At 58.5% G+C, this 13,305-nt stretch carries 14 protein-coding genes; all 14 read right to left on the bottom strand.

Features of this window, described 5'->3' with window-relative positions; genetic code table 11:
• Position 1: 1 nt before the first annotated feature.
• Positions 2 to 778 (bottom strand): aspartate/glutamate racemase family protein, encoded by a 777-nt coding sequence (locus G6N80_RS02480; RefSeq protein ID WP_062556678.1) that lies wholly within the window; start codon positions 776 to 778, stop codon positions 2 to 4.
• Positions 775 to 1,548: an aspartate/glutamate racemase family protein gene (locus G6N80_RS02475; RefSeq protein ID WP_062556679.1), complete on the bottom strand. Its 774-nt coding sequence runs from the start codon at positions 1,546 to 1,548 to the stop codon at positions 775 to 777. Before G6N80_RS02475 ends, G6N80_RS02480 begins: the two co-directional genes overlap by 4 nt.
• Positions 1,549 to 1,583: 35 nt before the next feature.
• The gene (locus G6N80_RS02470; RefSeq protein ID WP_165131031.1) at positions 1,584 to 2,987 is read right to left on the bottom strand and encodes an FAD-dependent oxidoreductase; all 1,404 of its coding nucleotides are present in this window, start codon (positions 2,985 to 2,987) and stop codon (positions 1,584 to 1,586) included.
• A 24-nt stretch (positions 2,988 to 3,011) separates the two neighbouring features.
• Complete coding sequence (locus G6N80_RS02465; protein WP_062556680.1) at positions 3,012 to 3,905, bottom strand: isocitrate lyase/PEP mutase family protein; 894 nt, start codon at positions 3,903 to 3,905, stop codon at positions 3,012 to 3,014.
• Between the two features lie 65 nt (positions 3,906 to 3,970).
• The gene (locus tag G6N80_RS02460; protein WP_062556681.1) at positions 3,971 to 4,672 is read right to left on the bottom strand and encodes an ABC transporter ATP-binding protein; all 702 of its coding nucleotides are present in this window, start codon (positions 4,670 to 4,672) and stop codon (positions 3,971 to 3,973) included.
• A complete protein-coding gene (locus G6N80_RS02455; RefSeq protein WP_062556682.1) occupies positions 4,665 to 5,405 on the bottom strand; it encodes an ABC transporter ATP-binding protein in 741 nt (246 codons plus the stop codon). The genes G6N80_RS02460 and G6N80_RS02455 overlap by 8 nt, the downstream gene beginning before the upstream one ends.
• Positions 5,398 to 6,378, bottom strand: a complete 981-nt coding sequence (locus G6N80_RS02450) for a branched-chain amino acid ABC transporter permease (protein ID WP_165131029.1) — start codon at positions 6,376 to 6,378, stop codon at positions 5,398 to 5,400. Before G6N80_RS02450 ends, G6N80_RS02455 begins: the two co-directional genes overlap by 8 nt.
• Entirely contained in the window at positions 6,378 to 7,244 is an 867-nt protein-coding gene (locus tag G6N80_RS02445; RefSeq protein ID WP_062556684.1) for a branched-chain amino acid ABC transporter permease, read from the bottom strand. Before G6N80_RS02445 ends, G6N80_RS02450 begins: the two co-directional genes overlap by 1 nt.
• Before the next feature lie 68 nt (positions 7,245 to 7,312).
• Complete coding sequence (locus G6N80_RS02440) at positions 7,313 to 8,530, bottom strand: ABC transporter substrate-binding protein (protein ID WP_062556685.1); 1,218 nt, start codon at positions 8,528 to 8,530, stop codon at positions 7,313 to 7,315.
• Between the two features lie 55 nt (positions 8,531 to 8,585).
• Positions 8,586 to 9,200, bottom strand: a complete 615-nt coding sequence (leuD, locus tag G6N80_RS02435) for a 3-isopropylmalate dehydratase small subunit (RefSeq protein WP_165131027.1) — start codon at positions 9,198 to 9,200, stop codon at positions 8,586 to 8,588.
• A gap of 10 nt (positions 9,201 to 9,210) precedes the next feature.
• Positions 9,211 to 10,617, bottom strand: a complete 1,407-nt coding sequence (gene leuC / locus G6N80_RS02430) for a 3-isopropylmalate dehydratase large subunit (RefSeq protein ID WP_210300857.1) — start codon at positions 10,615 to 10,617, stop codon at positions 9,211 to 9,213.
• Positions 10,618 to 10,680: 63 nt separating this feature from the next.
• A complete protein-coding gene (locus G6N80_RS02425; protein WP_082547328.1) occupies positions 10,681 to 11,613 on the bottom strand; it encodes a polysaccharide deacetylase family protein in 933 nt (310 codons plus the stop codon).
• Complete coding sequence (locus G6N80_RS02420; protein ID WP_200958478.1) at positions 11,613 to 12,554, bottom strand: polysaccharide deacetylase family protein; 942 nt, start codon at positions 12,552 to 12,554, stop codon at positions 11,613 to 11,615. Before G6N80_RS02420 ends, G6N80_RS02425 begins: the two co-directional genes overlap by 1 nt.
• Position 12,555: 1 nt before the next feature.
• Positions 12,556 to 13,233, bottom strand: a complete 678-nt coding sequence (locus G6N80_RS02415; protein ID WP_062556914.1) for an isochorismatase family protein — start codon at positions 13,231 to 13,233, stop codon at positions 12,556 to 12,558.
• Between the last annotated feature and the right edge of the window lie 72 nt (positions 13,234 to 13,305).

Below are 13,305 nucleotides of genomic sequence, written 5' to 3'. Positions count from 1 at the left end.
CTCAACCCTTCGTTGCTTGCTCGACCGCCGCGCCTGCCTTCATCATGGCATGCAGCATATCAAGCCGTGGCTCGACAGGTGCCGGATACACATCGCGGCCATGTTTCAGACCCAGCGCAAGGAAGGTTTCCACCAGCTTGTAGGTCAGTGGGCCAGGATTGACGACCGGAACCGGCAGGTTCGCCGCCAGATATTCGCCTGCCTGATGCATGGTCGTTGAACCGAGGCAGATAACCTCCGCGCCATCTTCTTCGATGCAGCGCATCGCCACGTCGCGCATGCGTGGAAATACCTTGTCTTCCTTGCCATCCAGCAGATTGGCGAAATCCGGCGGCTGATCAAAGCTGCGGACCGATGCACACTGACGATCGAAACCATATTCACGAATGGCCTTGCGATAGCGTGGCAATGCCGGTTCCCACTGGGCGAGTACGGAAAACTTTCCGCCGAGCGTCAGGGCGTAGAGCATCGAGGCTTTGCCCGCCCCAATCACGGGGATCGAGAGAACGGAACGCAACATCACCATGCCGCTATCAGACATAGTATCGATGCAGACCGCATCGAAGCCTTCCGCTTCCGCGCGACACCCTGCTTCGAAAATTGCGAGATCCATCAAACCCCAGTCATGCGGCGACATGAAGGATGTCGGCCCGCAGGTGACGGGGCGATAGGTCAATTCCCAGTCTGCCGGCAGCGGTACATAGCGCGATTGAGCCTGACGGTTCTTCACGCCCTCTTCGTCGAGCGCGAATGGGACGATGATCAGAATGCGGGTCATGGGTTTGCCTCCAGATAGTCGGCTCCAGCCGCACCGATGGCGCGGATCATGTCGTGCTTTGGTGAAAGCGGTGCAGGCCATGTGGCCTTGCTGTGCGTCAGCTTCAGATCGAGTGCGATGGAAGCCAGCTTGTAGGTCAGCGGTCCCGGATTGATGACCGGCACGCCAATGCGTTCCGAAAGCCAGGAATGCGCTTCATGCATTGTCGTTGAGCCGAGGATCAGCACCTGCGCGCCATCCTCTTCCACACATTTGCGCGCTGCATCCAGCAGAAGCGGAAACACCTGGTCTTCCTTGCCGGATAGCAGGCTCTTGTTATCCGGTGTCACCCCGATGGAGCGCATGGAGGCGCATTTGTGCTCCATGCCGAGTTCGCCCAGCGTCTTGGTGTAAAGCATCTTCCAGCGGTCCCACATCATCAGGATGGAGAACTTGTCGCCCAGCATCTGCGCGACCAGCATGGAGTGGCGCCCCGGCGCAATGACCGGAATTTTCAGCACCGAGCGCAGCATTGACATACCGCTGTCGGACATGGTGTCGATGCAGACGGCGTCGAAGCCCTGGCTTTCAGCATCCAGCCCGGCATCCAGAATGGAGAAGTCGGCCAGTGCCATATCGTGCTGGCTGGAATAGTTTTTCGGGCCAACACGAACCGGACGGTAGTGGAATTCGATGCCCGGTCCAAGATCCACCGCCTGCATCTGCGCCTGCCTGCGGGCAAGATCCTCCTCGCCCATCGGGAATGGTACGATGACCATGACCTTCTTCATATGCTGTTCCTCCACTTCATGTTCTTTTTGACTGATCACGCGGTTGCTGCTGCAATCCTCGCTGCACTGATGCCCGCCAGCCGGCCAAAGGCCGTCGCACTCAACAGGCCGTTGCCGGACAGATAACCGTAGTTGGAATCGCCAGAGACACCACGGGCCGCACCGCCACCCGCCATCAGGTTCGGAAGCGGCGTGCCGTCCGCGCGCAGCACTCTGGCCTCGGCATCAATCACCAGACCGCCCTGCGTGTGGAACAAGGCACCATTCACCTTGACAGCGAAATAAGGTGGCTGGAGCAGTTGCTCCTGCGAAAATTTCCGCCCGAAGCGATCCGGCTCACCCGTCTGCGCGGCGCGTTCAACCGCCTCCAGCTCAGCCGCGACCGCCTCGACGGGAAGGCCCGTCACTGTGGCCAGCTCTTCTAGGCTGTTGGCGGTCTTGACCACGCCCAGCTTGCGCAATTCCCGATAGTCGTGGAAGCCCATGGCGGCCTCCTCGCCGCCGGAACCGTATATATCCCAAGCCACATTCCCCGGCTGGGATGCCACTTCCGCCGCATGTTCTGAATAGCCGCGCATTTCGTTCGAGAAGCGGCGACCTTCCAGATTGAGCAGGATTCCGCCTTTGGTGATGACAGCCCAGGTCAGCGGCAGACCATGCGGATGCGCCACAGAGCCGTGTCCCTGATAGGCGCCCATATCGGCCAGTCCCGCACCGAGTGCTTCGCCCCATTTCACGGCATCCCCGGTGTTGGAAAGGTGACCGCAGCATTCCGCATCCGCAATCTCTGGAATGTATCGGCGAACCATTTCAGCATCGCCTGCAAAGCCGCAGCAGGCCAGAACCAGCGCCTTGCAGCCCAGCATTTCCTGCGCGCCGTCAGGTCTGCGGAAACGAACGCCGGCCACGCGGCCAGCGGCGTCCACATACAGGTCCTCGACCGACGCCCCGGTGATAAGATCGATGCCCGCATTGGAAACTGCAGAAAGCAGGTTCTGCTCAAGATCCGCACCTGTACGGCTTTTCGGCCCGTGCATGCGTAGGCGCGAATGGCCGGGATAGAGAAAGCCTGTCACCAGCTCGAACTCGACCTGATGCTTCTCCATCAGCCAGTCGATCATCGGCCCCGCCGCCTTGGCTGCCGCCAGTGCTTGATCGTAAGGCGTGTGATCATGCGTCTTGGCGACGAGATCCTGTGCGAAGAGTTCCGGACTGTCCTCGATACCGGCCTCTTTCTGCAGCCTGGTGCAGGGTGCCGGAATGAGACCTGCGGAAAGCGAGGTGGAGCCGGTCGGGTTCTCATCCCGCTCCAGAACCAGAACCTCCTGCCCCTCATCATGAGCGGCAAGGGCCGCCACCAGCCCGCAAGCCCCTGCCCCGACGACGACGACTGGAACTTCGAAAGCGAACTCAACGCCTTGAGCGGAAAGTACGGCCATGATCATTCTCCTCCGCTCATCTGGTCAGTAGGTCGTGCGGTTTGCTTCCGGTGTGCCGTACCGCGCTTCCAGCTCCTGAATTTCCGGCATGCGGGCCATGTCAAAGAACTCCTTGAAGTTCATGACGTTAGGTGCGATCGAAGCGATCGTTTCCTCGGTCTTTAGAACTTCCAGCGTCTTGCGGGCCGCTTCGCAGGCCGAAAGCAAAAGCCAGTTCGGATAGATGATCAGCTTGAACCCAAGCGCTTCGATTTCAGAGCGGGTCAGGAACGGCGTCTTGCCCGAGGTCGCCATGTTGTAGAGCAGCGGAATACCTGGGAAGCGTGGCGCGATGTGCGGAAGATCTTCCGGGCCGGGGCTTTCAACGAAGATCACGTCGGCTCCGGCCTCGCGGTACATCTCCGCGCGGTCAAAGGCGGCGTTTCGTCCATGAAGTGCCAGCGCATCCGTGCGGGCAATCACGACGAAATTCTCGTCAATACGTGCATCGACGGCAGCCTTCACCTTGGCGACCATGTCTTCCGCAGAGATCAATTGCTTGCCCGCCAGATGGCCACAACGTTTCGGCAGCACCTGATCTTCCAGATGTACGGCTGCCACGCCGCCACGCTCGTAAAGCTGGATGGCGCGACGCACATTCAGGGGACCGCCAAAACCGTTGTCAGCATCGGCAATCAGTGGAACATCTGAAGCATCGGCGATCCGCGTAGCGTTATCCACCATTTCGGTCATGGTCAGCAGACCGACATCAGGATAACCGAGCCGCGTGGCAGACGTGCCAGCGCCAGTCATATACATGGCCTGAAAGCCAGCCTCAGCAACAAGGCGTGCATACATTGCATCGACCACGCCAGGAGCCATGAGGGCTCGTTCGCCTGCGAGAGCCTGTCGCAGGCGTTGGGTCCGGGTAAGAGACATCGTATTCTCCGTTTCTCCGTAAAATCAGAAGGTTCCGGCCAAGCTTTAAGAGGCCGGGACCCCGTTCACATTCCGAGATAGGCCTGACGCAGTTGCGGATCGGCCAGTAGTTTGGCGGCCTCCCCCTGCATCACGAACCGGCCTTGCTCGATCACATAGGCACGTTTTGCGACCGTCAGCGATTGCATGACGTTCTGCTCGACCAGCAAAACCGCAACGCCTTCGGCATTGATCTTGGTAATCAGCCCGAACATTTCCTCGACCATCAGCGGGGACAGCCCGAGTGACGGTTCGTCCAGGATGATCAGTTCCGGCTCGGACATCATGCCGCGACCGATAGCCAGCATCTGCTGCTCACCACCGGAAAGCGTGCCTGCCAACTGATCCAGGCGCTCTTTGAGGCGTGGGAAGATCGCGCAGATATGCTCGAAATTCTTCTTCACATTGCCGGAAGCTCGACGGAATGCACCGAGCTTCAGGTTCTCTGCGACCGAGAGGTTCGGAAAAATCTTGCGGCCTTCCGGTACATGGGCAATGCCCATGGAAACCACGTCGCGCGGTTTCTTGCCGGTCAGCGTCACGCCCTTGAAGGAAACGCTGCCCGCCGTCGGGCGAATGAAGCCGGAAATGACATTGTTCAACGTCGTCTTGCCGACACCGTTGGAACCGAGGAGCGCGACGATCTCGCCCGCTTCCACCCGCATGTCGATGCCCTGAAGAACGGACATCGAGCCATAACCCGCCTTGATGCCGGAAATCTCAAGCATGATTTTCCTCCTGCAGGCGTGCGGCGGCACCATGGCCGAGATAGGCTTCCACGACGGATGGATCTCGCACCAGTTCACGTGGCGGACCGTGGGCAATCATCTTGCCCTGGTTCAGCACGTAAGCCGTTTCCGCAAGGCTCATCACTGCCTGCATTACGTGTTCAATCATCAGGAACGTATGCCCCTCGTCGCGGATCTGACGGATGATGCCGACGATCTCGGTGATCTCAGAGGGAATGAGCCCTGCCATGACCTCGTCCAGAAGCAGAAGCTTCGACCCTGTCGCCAGCGCGCGTGCCAGTTCCAGACGCTTGCGGCCTGCTATGGTCAGCGAGGACGCGGGCCGATCCAGCATCGCGCCCATGCCCAGACGTTTGCCCACATCGCGTGCCACAGACATGGCTTCGTTGCGATTGTGGTGGTGGAGATAGGCTCCGACCGCAATGTTCTCCTGCACCGTCAAACCGGCAAAGGGCTGCACGATCTGGAATGTGCGGATCATGCCGAGTGCACAGATGCGGTGCGGCGGCAGGCCGGTGATATCCTGGCCCTTGAAGCGCACCGTGCCTTCATCGGCCTTGGTGAAGCCAGCTATCATGGTGAAGCAGGTCGTCTTGCCAGCACCGTTCGGTCCCAGCAGGCCGACGATCGAACCTTCCGGAACATCCAGCGAGGCATCGGTGACGGCCTTCAGGCCGCCGAAGCTCTTCGAGAGATTGCGAACCTCAAGCATCGTCTGCCTCCTTTTTCTTCGTGAAGGCACCAAATTTTCCTGCAAGTCCGACCAGACCCTGCGGCAGGAAGCGCAAAGCACAGATCAGCACCACAGCATAGAGCACGAAGTTCAGACCCGGTGCGTTTGGCAACAGGTGCTTTGCACCTTCGCCCAGCAGATGCAGACCAAGCGTTCCCAGCAGCGGACCCCAGACGGTACCAGCGCCGCCGATGATCGGGCCAATCAGCGCTTCCACGGAAACCGCGCTGCCATAGACAACGGTGCTGTCGATGAAGAGCCAGAGCTGAAGGTAAAGGACGCCCGCCAGACCACCGAAGGCACCCGAGATGGCCATGGCCTGAACCTTGATGCGGTAGGTATCGATCCCCAGAGCGCGCGCTGCATCTTCATTCTCGCGCACCGCGATCAGATAGGCGCCAAAGCGGGAATATTTGATGAGTGCGGTCAATATCATCACCACGGCGACGACCACCAGCAAGGCGGTGTATACGACAGTGCGATCTGCAAATTGCAGGTTGGCAAGACCGGGGGCGAGCTTCAGCTGAAGGCCACTGCCACCGCCGGAAAATTCGAAGGATGACGCGCAGATACGCAACACTTCAGCGAATGCCAGGGTGACGAGTGCGAAATAGGAGCCGCGGAGACCATAGCGGAACGCCAGCGCCCCAATGAAGGCACCCATGGCGGCACCAGCCAGAATGCCAGCGGCAAAGCCGACCCAGGCATTCACGCCATACTTCACCTGAAGGATTGCCGAGGCATAGGCACCCGTGCCGTAGAGCGCGGCATGACCGAAGGAGGAAAGACCTCCGAAACCGCCGGTAATGTTCCATGACATGGCCACGACGGCGATGATCAAGGCATTGATGGTGAAGCCCATCCAGACCGGAGATGAGGCAAAATAGACACCAATGAGATAGGCGACAGCGGCGGCGGCAAGCGCCAGCTGGCCGATGGATTGCGATTTCATCAACGCGCCCTCCCCAGAAGACCTGACGGTTTGAACAGAAGGATGAGGATGAAGGCGAGGAAGATGCCGATCTGGCCAAGGCTCTCACCCAGGAACAGGCCGCAAAGGGATTCGATAACACCCAGCAACAGACCTGCAATCAGCGCTCCTGGCAGACTGCCCATGCCACCCAGAACAACTGTGGTGAAGGCAACGAGTACGAAGGTATAGCCAACCTGAGGGGTGATGTAGAAGGTCGGCAGCAGAAGGCAGGCAGCCAGCGCCACGCAGGCAGTGCCAATGCCGAAGCAGATGGCATAGGTGTGGTTCACATCAATGCCGACGAGCTCGGCGCCGCGCTTTTCGATGGCAACCGCGCGAATGGCAGAACCGGTTTTCGTGTAGGCCATGAAGCACCACAGAAGCGGAGCAACGGCAATCGCTGCACAGAAAGCGATCACACGACCGAGCGGCAGAAAGGCGCCGAGGATCTCAACTGTGTCATAGGCATAGGCGATATCGGCGGTACGCGTATTCGAAGTCCAGAAGTAAAGCGCGAGGTTGTCGATGATCATCGAAACGGCGAGCGTAATCAGCAGAACATTCTGCTCGGAGCCGCTGCTCATCGGCGCAATCAATCCACGTTGTAGCGCATAGCCCAGTGCGAAGAAGGCTGGCAGTACGATCGGTATCGCCAAATAGGGATCGATGCCCAGATGATACCAAAGAAAATAAACCGCATAGAGTGCCAGCATCAGCAGGCTTCCATGCGCAAAATTGATGATGTGGAGCACGCCGTAAATGAGGGTCAGGCCCAGCGCCACCAGCGCATAGACTGCTCCCATCATCAGGCCGCTCAACACAGCGGGAAAGATCAGACTCGACATCAGGGCTCGCCTCTCCGTCTCAGGAAGAACGCCTCCGGCCAATGCTGTTGACCGGAGGCGGGATCACATCACTTCTTCGCCGGGATCGGGAAGACGGCTTCTGCGCTTGCATACTGCTTCGGGAAGACGAGCTCGATCTTCTCGCCGCGGATCTGCGTGTTGACCGGCTGCGAGTTCACGTTATCGCCGTTGACGAACTTCGTCGGGCCATAAGGCATGATCGACTTGTCGAATGTCGAGGCAGCGAGTGCTTCGATCATCTTCTGGCGATCATCCGTCGCGGCGCGCTCGAGTGCATCGGCAATGACCTGGATGGTGGCGTAGGACACCATGACGTCATAGGTCAGGTCGAGCTTGGCCTCTGCCACCTTGGCAGCCAGTGCCTTGGACTCATCCTTAGTAGGATCGTACCAGTGATTGCAGTCCATCACGTATTGGGCGACTTCATTATTCTCGCGAACAAACTTGATGTTGGATGCCGCGCCACCGAGGATCGAATAGATTGCCTTCAGCTCGACACGCTGCTGGTTCAGCGCACGCGCCATCAAAGTGTATTCGTTCAAGTAGTTGGACGGGATCAGAATATCGGCCTTCGACGCCTTCACGCGCAGCGCGATGTTGGAGAAATCGCGCTGTGGGGTTGGGTGCGAAATGGTTTCGACAACCTGGATACCCTGCTTCGGAAGCTGTTCGGCCAGAATCTTCGCCATGTTCGAACCGAAAGGTCCATCTTCGTGAACGATGGCTGCAGTCTTTACCGGATTGCCTGCGCCCTGGTTGAGCAGCTTCAGGTTTTCAAGCGCCACACTTGTGCACTTGTTCACACCCGGCGTGAAGCGGAAGACGTTTGGTAGGCCGCGAGATACGACGGTTTCAGCCGTACCGATCGAGAAGACCTGAGCAAGATTGTATTTCGCAGCAGCCTGGGATGAGGCAAGACCGAGAGCCGAAGCGGTTGCACCGGTGAAAGCGCAGGCGCCTGCCTGAACGAGGGTATCGACGCCGGAGGCTGCGGCTTCCGGACGGCTCTGTGCATCCACGACAACCAATTCGATCTTGCGGCCACCCATGCTCTTGATACCGCCGGCAGCGTTGATTGCTTCTGCGGCAAACTTTGCGCCGGCAGCACTCTGGGTGCCGTTATAGGCAAGGTTACCCGTCAGCGGCTCGATCACGCCAACCTTGATGGTGGATGTTTGTGCACGCAGGATGGAAGGTGCGGCAAGGCCTGCAACCAGTGCGCCGGATACCTTCAACAGGTCGCGGCGATCAATCTTGTAGCTCATCTTTTTATGCTCCCAGTTTTTTTATGACGGCGAAAGTTACCTGCTGATCCGCCCGTCAACGGGCCAGCCAGGCATGCGAAGCCATTCGTTCTGTTTCGAACGCCTTGATTTTTTCCATGTAGGTGAAGGTCATCTCGATCTCGTCGAGACCCTGCAAAATGCATTCCCTTGCAAAGGCGTCGATGACGATGGGATAACGGCCCAGATTTCCCGGCAGAACGAGTTCGGAATTCTCAAGATCAACCGTCACTTCGGCATCAGGAAAGCGCGCGAGATAATCCGCAAGTTCATCGCAGTGTTCCGCGGGCAAGCGAACCGGCACAAGCCCGTTCTTCAGCGCGTTATTGAAGAAGATGTCACCAAAGCTCGGTCCAATCACCGCACGAATGCCGTGGTCCACCAGCGCATAGACCGCACCCTCTCTCGACGATCCGCAGCCGAAATTATCCTCGACCAGAAGGATGGTCGAACGCTCGGCACCTTCCCTGTTCAAAGGGAAAGCAGGATCAAGCTCACCTGCCTCATTCCGGCGGATGTCGTGAAACAGAAACTGGCCGTAACCCTGCGCACGGTCTGCTTTCAGAAAACGGCCGGGGATGATCTGGTCCGTATCGCAATTCACGCCGGGGACGGCGACAACGGTGGAGGTTTCCTTGACAAAAGCCTTCATCACCATCTCCTCACACCCGCCGAACGTCTGTCAGACAGCCTGTAATGGCAGCGGCAGCGGCCATGGCAGGGCTAACCAGATGCGTTCGTGCACCCGGTCCCTGTCGACCCACGAAGTTGCGGTTAGAGGTGGAAGCACAACGCTCGCCGGGGCCAACCACATCGCCATTCATGGCAGCGCACATGGAACAGCCGGAATCGCGCCATTCAAAACCTGCCTCGCGGAAAATCGCTGCGATGCCCTCTGCCTCAGCCTGTTCCTTCACCTGGGTTGAACCAGGAACAACGATCGCCTGAATCTTTGCCTTGCGCCCCTTGAGGATGGCAGCTGCCGCACGCAGGTCCTCGATCCGGCTGTTGGTGCAGGAGCCGATAAACACCTTGTCGAGCTTCAGGCCGGAAAGCTCTGTTCCCGGCGCAAGCTCCATATATTCCAAAGACTTGATCGCGGCCTTGCGTTTGTCCGCATTGTCGAAGGTGGATGGATCCGGCACGCGGCCCTCGATGGAAACCGCATCTTCCGGGCTCGTGCCCCAGGTCACCATCGGCGGAATATCAGCGCCTTCGAGCACCACTTCCCGATCGAACACCGCATCATCATCGCTCACCAGCTGACGCCAGTGGTTGACTGCTGCGTCCCACTCCTGCTCGTTCGGCGCAAAGTTTCGGCCCCGCACATAGGCGAACGTCGTCTCATCCGGTGCCACCATGCCGAAGCGGGCTGCCGCCTCGATGGACATGTTGCAGAGCGTCAGCCGCCCTTCAATGGACATGTCCCGGACGACCTGTCCTGCGAATTCTATGGCATGACCACCAGCACCGGCAGCACCAATCTTGGCAATCAGCGCCAGCATCACGTCCTTTGCGGTAACGCCCTGCCCCAGCGTGCCATTGATCGTGACTCGCATGGTTTTCGGGCGCAACTGCCAGATGGCCTGTGTGGCAAGTACATGCGCGTTTTCAGACTGGCCGATGCCGAAGGCAATCGCACCCAGTGCCCCTTGCGTCGACGTATGGCTGTCGGAGCAGACTATGGTCAGGCCGGGAAGCGTAATGCCCTGTTCCGGCGCAACCACATGCACGATACCCTGGGACCGGCTGGAGAGACCGAAATGGCGAACACCGCCCCATTCCATGTTCTCGTCGAACGTATCGATCATACGCGCAATGGCCGGGCTGGCAGCATCCTTGGAGGTGCGGCCAAGCGTCGGGACATAGTGATCCGCCACGCCGAAAATCTGCTTGGGTCGGCGCGGCTTCAATCCACGCCGCTTCAGGTCGGCAAACGCATGAAAGCTGCCTTCATGGATCATGTCCCGGTCGATATAGAGCAATGAGGGGCCGGAAGGATGACGCAATATCTCATGCTCATCCCAGATTTTGGCCAGCATTGTTCGTGGTGCATTCATATGCGCCATGTTCAGATCTTTCGGTTCTTTATCGTAGCTCCAGACTGGGCGTTGCCACCCGCGCCTGAGCGGTCAGGCTGGCTGACCAGCCTTCATGAAAGCGGCACAGATTTCGCCAGCCGGCGCGTTCCACACGCCCTCGTGCGAAAGAATGTAATCAAGCACTTCCCGCAGATATTCGACGCGGTATGGCATGCCGGAAACCCAACTGTGGATCGGCAGGCTCATCACGCGACCGCCATAATCAGCGCTTTCGCGATAGAGCACATCAAAGCGATCCTTGACCTGCTGAACCCAATCCGCTTCGGACTGGAAGTATTCATCCGCGACCACCCGGTCGTCGGTCTCATAGGCCATGGGCATGGCAATCAGCACGCCGTTCTTCGTACGCATCTCGTAAGGCAGATCGTCGTTCGCCCAATCGAGGCCATAGGTCACGCCGTTCTTCGCCAGGAGATCCGGCGTATTGAACCCTTGCGCGCGGCCCGGAGAAAGCCAGCCTTCAACCTTCTGGCCGCTGGCTTGCCGCAACAGGCCAAGCGCTTCGGCGATGATGGCGTTTTCGTCCTCTTCGGACAGACCGGAATGGTGCACCTTGCCCATATCGAGTCCGTGGGCGACCACCTCGTGCCCGCCTTCAACCACTGCGTCCAGCAGCGCCGGATAGCGATTGGCGATAATGCCATTGACGGCAAAGCTTGCCTTCAATCCCTTCTCGCCCAGCAGCCTCAGAATGCGGAAGATGCCGACGCGATTGCCATAATCGCGGTTGGTGTAATAGCGAAAATCCGGATAGGGCATCGAAAGTGCGCCCGGAGCCTTGAACGGCTTCGAGGGCATATCGAGTGGAAAGTGCTGCACATGCGTGACGATGGAAAGCGCAATGCGCGCGCCGTTTGGCCAAACGATCGGAGCACGCTGAAACAGGTCGCTCCAGTCGTAGCGGTCGTGATCCATGCCATAGTGGCGCTCAGGATATTTCAGATAATCCTCGGGCATCGACATCAGCGTGTCTCCTTCCCGTTATTATGCGCAGCAATCGCCGCGCTCATCGCGTCATAGGCCCCGGTGGAGTGATAGGCGGCTGCAATCTCGCGACCCGTCGTCTGCCAGACACCGTCGTGACCTGCGATATATTCAATAGCTTCGGCAAAGGCGTCGATACGATGCGGCTGACCAACGAGATAAGGATGCAACGGAATGCACATGACGGTGCCGCTCTCATCACCTTCCTTGTAAAGCTGGTCGAACTGCCGTTTGATGATTTCGCCATAGTGGCGCGGCGTGACCTTTTGCGTATTATAGACGATCACGTCATTCATCTCGAGCGAATAGGGCATTGAGATCAACTTGCCAGACTTCACCTTGACCGGCATCGGCTGGTCATCGTGGAACATGTCGCAGGTGTACTGAATGCCCGCCTCTGACAGGATATCCATGGTCCAGAAATTGTTGGAAAGCGCCGGCGAAAGCCAGCCCGCCAGTTCCTGCCCCGTATGCTTGCGCACCGTATCGAAAGCATCGCGGATGATTTCCCGCTCTTGCTCAATATCGAGATTGTAGACATAGCGGGTGTTGTAGATGCCGTGGGAGAAAAACTCCCAGCCGCGATCGGCGCAGGCCTTGATAATCTCCGGATGGTGATCGCAGAGCGCAACGTTCAGAGAAACGGACCCGCGGAAACCAGCGCGATCCATCGCTGCCATCATCCGCTGCCAGCCCGCACGGTTGCCATAGTCGCGGTGCGAATACTGCAACACATCCGGGTTTGGTCGCGCCCACGGCGTGCGGGTCGGATTGTTCGGAGGGTTATACTCGTAGAATTCGATGTTCGGGGCGATCCACACCGCGATCTTTTTGTTACCAGGCCAGACGATCTTCGGGCGGTTTGGCCACGGAAGATAATCGTAGAGGCCAAGATCGGATTTCATCGGTTCGGCAGACATATCAGCGCGCCTCCGGCTGATAGGCCTCGTACCAGGCAATGGCATCCGCTACCGGGATCACGTCGCCGTATTTGATCGCGATATCATAAAGGTTGGCGAAGTGCGGGCTTTCATGCTTGTCGGCCACGCATTCTTCCGGAACGATAACGCGATAGCCACGGGAAATGGAATCCACCACGCAAGCACGCACGCAGCCAGATGTTGAGCCACCCGTCAGCACCACCGTGTCACACTGGTGCCAAACCATCAGCGATTGCAGATTGGTTTCATGGAAGGGCGAGGCCATGCGCTTATTGATGATGATGTCTTTCACATGGTCGATCTTCAGACGCGGATCGAACTCTGCGCGACGCGAGCCAACCTTGATGTTCTGCAGAGAGTCCGGCGTATTTGTCCGGGTGCCCCACACGCCGCAATCCTCACCGGATTCCATATAGGCCACATAAGTCCAGGTGACAGGCAAACCCTTTTCCCGCGCCAGACCGGAAAGTGTATTCACATAGTCCAGCTGCTTGGGATCAGTCTCATAGGCCGTTACGAATTCGCCGAGGCTGGTATAGGCGCATTGCAGATCTATGTTGATCAGCATCGGCTTTTTTCCAAATCCGAACCGCTTGCGCGTAGGGTTGGCCTTGGCCTGCTCATACAGTTGACGAGCGGTGAGCGACGACAATTCCATTTGGGCCTCCTGCATTTCATGCGCCGTCCGCATCATTGCCCATTCGGGCTTATCCCCAACGGATCGGCTTTT

It is taken from the genome of Rhizobium rhizoryzae, from assembly GCF_011046895.1.
GTDB classification, from domain to species: domain Bacteria; phylum Pseudomonadota; class Alphaproteobacteria; order Rhizobiales; family Rhizobiaceae; genus Neorhizobium; species Neorhizobium rhizoryzae.
This window is presented reverse-complemented; position numbering and strand designations above follow the sequence as displayed.